Source organism: Bacillus sp. C30 (assembly GCF_040838255.1).
In the GTDB taxonomy this organism is placed as follows: domain Bacteria; phylum Bacillota; class Bacilli; order Bacillales; family Bacillaceae_G; genus Bacillus_A; species Bacillus_A mycoides.
The window spans coordinates 1-5,079 of sequence record NZ_JBFPJH010000241.1; the positions used below are offsets into that span (position 1 = coordinate 1).

Here is a 5,079-nt window from a genome sequence, read left to right on the forward strand (position 1 = left end):
CAATGGAATATAGTAACCTAAAGCAATCATTTATGTACTTTTTAGAAATGTATACAAATGCGGTAAAAACGTGCTAAACTAATTGCTTCATAATGTTAATGATGAGGCCATCAGGCGTATCATTCCAATAGGTTGAGAAACATCGATATAAGTTTAGAATAATTCGATTAAAGAAGGAATCTAAAGGGCTTATGGATAAATGTACTCAAGAAGAATTATTGTATGTGATGGAGGAATGGTTAAGAAAACATTATCTTTCATAGGAGCTGTAGTTGTGAGAAAACAAAAAATTTTATTATGTATGTTATTAGGACTTTTAATGACGGTAGTGGCTTGCGATAAGCAAGAGGAGCCAGAATCAAAACCGGTTCATGTGAAAAACGAAAAGAAAAAAGAAAAGCATAAAGAACAGGAAGAATCTAAAGAAGAAAAAAGTATAAATTTAATGGACAAACAGTTGCTACTTTCTGCGACGCTTGGAGACACAGAAACAGCTATGAAGCTGATCCAAGATGGAGCGAATATCAATGTAGAAGGTGACAATGGAGAAACGCCTGTCCTTGCAGCGACGTATCAAAATCATGTAGAGACAGTTAAAGCATTAATTGATGCGGGTGCTGATATTGAAATTCAAGACGAAAAACAAAGCAATCCATTTCTTTATGCAAGTGGAGAAGGATATACGGATATTGTAAAAGTATTAATTAATGCAGGAGTTAATACGAAGGAAACGACTAAGTCAGGTGGAACAGCACTTATTTCTGCATCTGAGCGTGGCCATGTAGAGGTTGTTAAAGAATTATTAGAGCATACAGATATTGATGTGAATTATAAGAATGAACGTGGTGGAACAGCTTTATTAGAAGCAATTGTATTAGGAAATGGTAGTGAAAGTCATAAGAAAGTAATTCAAATGCTTATTGACCACGGGGCAGATGTAAATATGGCCAATAAGGAAAATATTACGCCGCTGCAGTATGCTGAAAAAAGAGGTTTTAAAGATATTGCGAATATGTTGAGGATAGCTGGAGCGAATGAAGTAGTACAGCCGCAACCACAACTGGCGGAATAACAAGCTGAAGAAATAAAAAATACAAAATAATCCCATTTAGATAGACAGAATGAAGAAATCAGTTAGTATATGATGGATTCAGTAATGTGTATTTGAATGGGATTTTTGTTTTGAAAAAATTATTTAAAAAGAGGAATAGATAAGGAATTCTTATGTGCGTATTCTATAAAGCTTTACTAGATGGAATTTATATACATAGTAACTAAGGAGGCTACAAATGAAATTTTCAGAACTTGAGTTAATAGCAATTCAGGCAGAGGTTTTATTTGTTCATAATCAAGTAGGAAGAATAAAGAGTGTAAATGAAAATGGAAATCTGAAAGCGCCGCGTTTTTTTCTTGGCCGAACTCGTGAAGGGAATATAACGAGATATCATTATAACCTGGATAGTGAAATGATAAGTAAGATTGAGAAATTAATTCGAGAACGCTCAAATCACATAGAGATAGCAAAGATTATTAAAGTATTAAATGATGAGAGAACGGTGGAGAATATTTGGATAGGTTTTGCTTACATGTTTCCAAATAATTTAAATAAGCCGACTAGGGCGATACAAATAACAGAGAAAAATAAAGAGCTTTTGCGAGAAAATTTCCCTAATCTAATAGAACAGATGGAATGGAGGCAACCTTATTTTGCAATTGTAAAAAATGAAAAGGTAGTTTCTATATGTTGCAGTGCCAGAAGTACGACCGTAGCTGCTGAGGCAAGTGTGGAAACTTTAGCGGAGTTTCAAGGGAATGGATATGGTGCTGATGTCGTTACAGCCTGGGCAATATCAATACAAGAGGAAAAGCACATTCCGCTTTATAGTACTTCTTGGGATAATTTTGCTTCGCAAGCAGTGGCAAGAAAGCTAAAACTCATTAATTATGGAATTAATTTACATATTGATTGAAATTAAAACATCGTTGTGTTCTGTTGGTTTATATTCGTATATCTAGATTATTGTAAAAGTAATATAGTGAATATTAACATTCGATTAACACCTAATTAACAATTTATCAAAACTGACTTAATAAATGCGTAATATAGTAAAGATAACAAAATAACTAGGGTAGAGAACATTTGAGAACACCCACTTACATATAACGTGCCACTTTCTTAGGTGTGCTCTATTCCCTAGAGTTCAAATAAGGAGAAAGGTGTTCTATGTAAGTAGGTGTTTTTAGTTTGGATAAAAATAGAAAAGCTAGGTGGAATGAATGTTTAAAGAACCTTATATTGCGATGATAAAGGATTGGGAAGGGTACAAAACATATAAAAAATTACCGAAAACAGTTTTTCTTATGACTGGTTCAATGCTGGAGTTACCAGAGCGTGTATATGAACTACAGAAACATGGAAACGATGTATTTCTTCATTGTGATTTTATACAAGGCTTAAATACGAACACAGAGGAAGCACTTTTATATATTCAAGATGTTATCGGAGCACAAGGTATTATTTCGACAAAGGGATCGACAATTCGAAATGCCAATAAAATTGGATTGAAAACGATTCAACGTATTTTTATTGTTGATACTTTATCTCTTACAAAATCAATTGAAAATTGTAAAACGACTAAACCGAATGCAGTAGAGATTATGCCTGGTATTATGCCTTCTATTATTAAACAGCTAGCGGAGGAAATAAAATTCCCTATTATTGCAGGTGGGCTGATTCAAACGCGAAAGGATGCAGAAATCGCAATTCGTGCAGGAGCAAGTGCAATTTCAACGAGTCATTATGAAGTGTGGATACAAGAAGAAAAAAGGAGTGCAACCTTGTGATTGAATTGAAAAATGTTTCAAAGGTATATAAAAATGCGGAAGAGACAGCAGTTAAAGACGTATCAGTTCATATTAAAAGAGGAGAATTTTTTGTTTTAGTTGGACCTTCGGGATGTGGAAAAAGTACATTATTACGAATGCTGGCTGGCTTAGAAGAAATTTCTTCGGGAGATTTAATTATTAATGAACATGTTGCAAATGATTTAGAGCCGAAAGACCGTAATCTATCAATGGTATTTCAAAATTATGCATTATATCCACACCTAACTGTAGAAGAAAATATTTTATTTGGACTTAAGGTAAGGAAGGTACAAAAAGAAGAGCGACAAAAGCGATTAATGGAAGCTATTGAAATGGTAGGACTGAAAGAGTATGTGAAAATGAAACCGGGCCAATTATCAGGCGGGCAAAGACAGCGTGTTGCACTTGCTAGGGCCATCGTCAGTCAAGCACCGATTTGTTTAATGGATGAACCACTTTCGAATTTAGATGCGAAATTACGTGCACAGATGAGGATTGAAATTAGAGAAATTCAGCAACGATTAGGAATTACGATGATTTACGTTACTCACGATCAAATAGAAGCAATGACTATGGGAGATCGTATTATGGTTTTAAATAAAGGAAGTATACAACAAGTTGGAACACCGCTTGATATATATAACGAACCAGCAAACGAATTTGTTGCAAGTTTTATAGGTTCTCCTTCTATGAATATAAATGATGGGGAAGTGGATAAAGAAAAAGGCATATTACATATAGGGCAATTGCAAATCCCATTATCTATTGGACAGCTAAAGCAATTACCAGAAGGAACTATTCGAATAGGTATGCGTCCTGAGCATATTGCGCTGTCTGAGGAAGGACAAGAAGTGACGCTGCAATCTGTAGAAGTATTAGGGAATGAATCTATATTAAACTTTGCGGTAAATGGAACAACTTGGAGTGCGAAAGTCATCGGACAGTTACTCCTGAACAAAGGTGACAAAGTAAAATTATTATTCTCGCAAGAAAAACTATGCTTCTTTCACCAAAATACGAATGAACGATTAAAAGTGGTGGCTGAAGAAAAGTTGAAAGTGGTGGCGAAATAATGATTGAAGTAGGTAAGTTACCAGTTCAAACAACAGTGTCAAAAAAGAAGAGTTTATGGGGCAGAACGAAAGATTTAAGAATAGGATTATTGTTTTTGGCGCCATCTATTTTGTTATTTTCAATTTTTCTTTTCTATCCATTGTTTAGGACGATCTACTATAGCTTTTATTTAACAGATATACACGGAGAAGCTAATCTTTTCGTTGGCTTAGAAAATTATCAATATTTATTTTCGGATCCTGCTTTCTACAAAAGTATAAAGTCAACTTTATTATTTGTTTTATATACAGTGCCTACTAGCATTGTATTCGCCTTATTTCTTGCATTAATTGCAAATGAAAAAGTAAGAGGGATCGGGTTATTCCGAGTACTGTTTTCTTCAACGATGGGAATATCAGTAGCTGCTAGTGCAGTGATTTGGCTATTTTTATTTCATCCAAGTGTAGGGTTATTTAATAATATATTAGCCTCTATGAATCTTCCTGCAATCGCATGGTTAACGAGTCCAGAATGGGCACTGTTTTCTGTATCGGTTACAACGGTTTGGGTGAATACAGGATTTGCATTTTTAGTTATATTAGGTGGTTTACAAAATATTGATACGTCTTTATATGAGAGTGCATCTATAGATGGTGCTAGTTATTTATATAAGCTTCGCCGCGTTACATTACCGATGCTATCACCAACTTTATTTTTTATCGTGACAGTAACGTTAATTAGTGCATTCCAAAGCTTTGGACAAATTGATATTTTAACGCACGGTGGACCGAATGATGCAACGAATTTAATTGTGTACTCGATTTATAAAGAGGCATTTGTGAATCATAAATTTGGAACAGCAAGTGCACAAGCGATGGTATTATTTATTTTCATTTTTATTGCTACATTACTTCAATTTAAGTTTGCTGAGAGAAAGGTGCATTATAAATGATCGTTAAACAGTGGAAACAAAATTTCCTATTATACATGCTGCTCATTATTAGTGCAGTAATGGTGTTTTTTCCTGTACTGTATGCGTTTTTAATAAGCTTTATGACACCAGACGATATTCAAATGAGAAGGTTATTTCCAACTCAATTTACTTTTGATAATTTCATTAATATTTTTCAAAAAGTACCTCTTTTTACATACTTATATAAC

General features: G+C 34.1%; 5 protein-coding genes and 1 pseudogene. All 6 read left to right on the plus strand.

What is annotated here, in order from left to right; genetic code table 11:
• Positions 1-199 precede the first annotated feature (199 nt).
• Positions 200-1,072, plus strand: coding sequence for an ankyrin repeat domain-containing protein (locus AB3X49_RS17405; RefSeq protein ID WP_367963642.1), 873 nt, complete (start codon positions 200-202; stop codon positions 1,070-1,072).
• A gap of 217 nt (positions 1,073-1,289) precedes the next feature.
• Positions 1,290-1,970: a GNAT family N-acetyltransferase gene (locus tag AB3X49_RS17410; RefSeq protein WP_367963644.1), complete on the plus strand. Its 681-nt coding sequence runs from the start codon at positions 1,290-1,292 to the stop codon at positions 1,968-1,970.
• A gap of 307 nt (positions 1,971-2,277) precedes the next feature.
• Positions 2,278-2,844 (plus strand): glycerol-3-phosphate responsive antiterminator, encoded by a 567-nt coding sequence (locus tag AB3X49_RS17415; protein WP_367963646.1) that lies wholly within the window; start codon positions 2,278-2,280, stop codon positions 2,842-2,844.
• On the plus strand, positions 2,841-3,938 hold the full coding sequence (locus tag AB3X49_RS17420; protein ID WP_367963649.1) for an ABC transporter ATP-binding protein: 1,098 nt from the start codon (positions 2,841-2,843) through the stop codon (positions 3,936-3,938). The genes AB3X49_RS17415 and AB3X49_RS17420 overlap by 4 nt, the downstream gene beginning before the upstream one ends.
• Positions 3,938-4,870, plus strand: a complete 933-nt coding sequence (locus AB3X49_RS17425; protein WP_367963651.1) for a carbohydrate ABC transporter permease — start codon at positions 3,938-3,940, stop codon at positions 4,868-4,870. The genes AB3X49_RS17420 and AB3X49_RS17425 overlap by 1 nt, the downstream gene beginning before the upstream one ends.
• Positions 4,867-5,079 (plus strand): annotated as a pseudogene (locus AB3X49_RS17430) (carbohydrate ABC transporter permease); the annotation flags it as partial. The gene AB3X49_RS17425 and the pseudogene AB3X49_RS17430, both read left to right, overlap by 4 nt.